At 73.6% G+C, this 1,615-nt stretch carries 1 protein-coding gene and 1 pseudogene; both read right to left on the bottom strand.

The genetic code is table 11. From position 1 onward, the window contains the following. Window positions 1-1,008, bottom strand: a 1,008-nt coding sequence (locus tag ABZV34_RS39225) for an SDR family oxidoreductase (RefSeq protein WP_356288004.1), incomplete at its 3' end; no start/stop codon positions are given. Between the two features lie 27 nt (window positions 1,009-1,035). Then, window positions 1,036-1,615, bottom strand: a pseudogene (locus ABZV34_RS39220) (hypothetical protein); the annotation flags it as partial.

The following is a 1,615-nucleotide window of genomic DNA, read 5'->3' as shown; positions in this document are numbered from 1 at the left end:
GTCGAGGAGGCGGCGCAGATAGGCCGGGCCGCCGGGCGGCGCCGGGCGCCGGGTGAAGGCGGCCGCGGTGGTGGCGTCGAAGTGGACGCGGCGGCTGAAGTAGCTCTCGTACAGCGAGATGACCCGCTGGTGGTAGGCGCGTTCACGGTCCGGGAGGGCCGCCGCGGAGAAGGCCGAGGGCGGGACGAACCGGGCCACCTGGAAGGACGGGTACTCGGCGAGCACCGCGGAGAAGTCCCGCAGGGTGACGGCCTGCCCGACGGCGTGCAGGGTCAGTCCCCGGGCATCCTCGAAACGCGTGGTCACCTCGGTGACCAGATCCGCGACGTAGTCCACCGGCACCAGGTCGAGGGCCGCGTCGTAGCGGCCCGGGATGGTCCTGGCGAGGCCCTTGGTGATGAGCTTGACGACCGGGTACAGCGTCTTGAAGTCACGGACACGGCCGGTGCGCGCCGCCCCGGCGACGATGCTGGGCCGCACCACGGCCACCGCCAGCCCCTCGGCCGCGGCCTGCCGCACCAGCCTCTCCCCCTGGAGCTTGCTCAGCTCGTAGGCGTTGCCGGGGCGCTGGCCGACGTCGAGTTCGTCCTCGTAGGCGATGCCGTCCCGGGCGCCGCACACATAGGCCGTGCTCACATGGACCAGCGGAATCCGGTGGGCTTGGGCGAAGGCCACCACCTGCCGGGTCCCGGTGACGTTCACGTCCTGGTAGCGCTGCTCGGGCAGCCCGAAGTCGGTCAGGGCCGCGCAGTGCACGATACGGTCCGCCGCCGCGGCCGCGCGCAACTGCTCGCCGTCCAGGCCGAGTCCGGGGCGGGTGACGTCACCGGTGAGCCGGCGCGGTCCGGCCGGCGCGGCCGGCAGCGCCCTGCCGTTGTTGCGGACGATGTCACCGTTGCTGTGCATGAGGGCGAGCACGTGGTGGCCCTCCGCGGTGAGCCGGGCGGTCACCTCGGCTCCCACCAGTCCGCTCGCTCCGGTGACCAGTACGGTCATGGTGTCAGCCATCGGTCGGTCCCTTTGGGTGGTGGGGGGTCATACGGCCTGGTGGGGCTGGACGCCATTGCTGACGATCAGGTCGCGGGCCTCCTCCAGCGGGAGTTCCGCGCCGAGGTAGGTGCCGATGCGCAGCCAGTCGTAGCCGAGCTCCAGGGTGGCCCGCCAGGTGTCGGCGGAGTCGAAGGAGGAGGGGAAGGCGTCGGCCCCGGCGGTCTCGCGGACCAGCGCGACGAAGTCCCCGAGATCGGTGCGGACCCGCTCGCCCTGTCCGGGTGAGGCGATGGTGCGGCACAGCAGGTCCTCCGCCCGGCCGCGCACGGAGCCGGGCAGCGACGGCAGCAGCGGCAGCCGGCGCACCAGATCGGTGTCGGCGGGCAGCGGGTTGACGCCGTACGAGCTGAGCAGCCCGCGCAGCGCGGCGTGGACCGCGCGGCGGGAGGTGAGTTCGGCGACCCGCCACTGGCCGCGGCGCAGGGCGCCGTCCAGGTCCTCGCGGGCGTTCTCCACCACGACGTTGGACCACACCAGGGCCATCGTGGCCGCCGCGAAGCGTTCGGCGGGCAGCGGGACCAGGTCGATGCCGTCGGGCCCGCTGACGGCCGCTCCGCGGACGGAC

The organism is Streptomyces sp. NPDC005195 (assembly GCF_040608315.1).
GTDB classification, from domain to species: Bacteria; Actinomycetota; Actinomycetes; order Streptomycetales; family Streptomycetaceae; genus Streptomyces; species Streptomyces kaempferi.
Note: the sequence above shows the minus strand (reverse complement) of the source record. Positions and strands in the feature narration are given on the sequence as shown.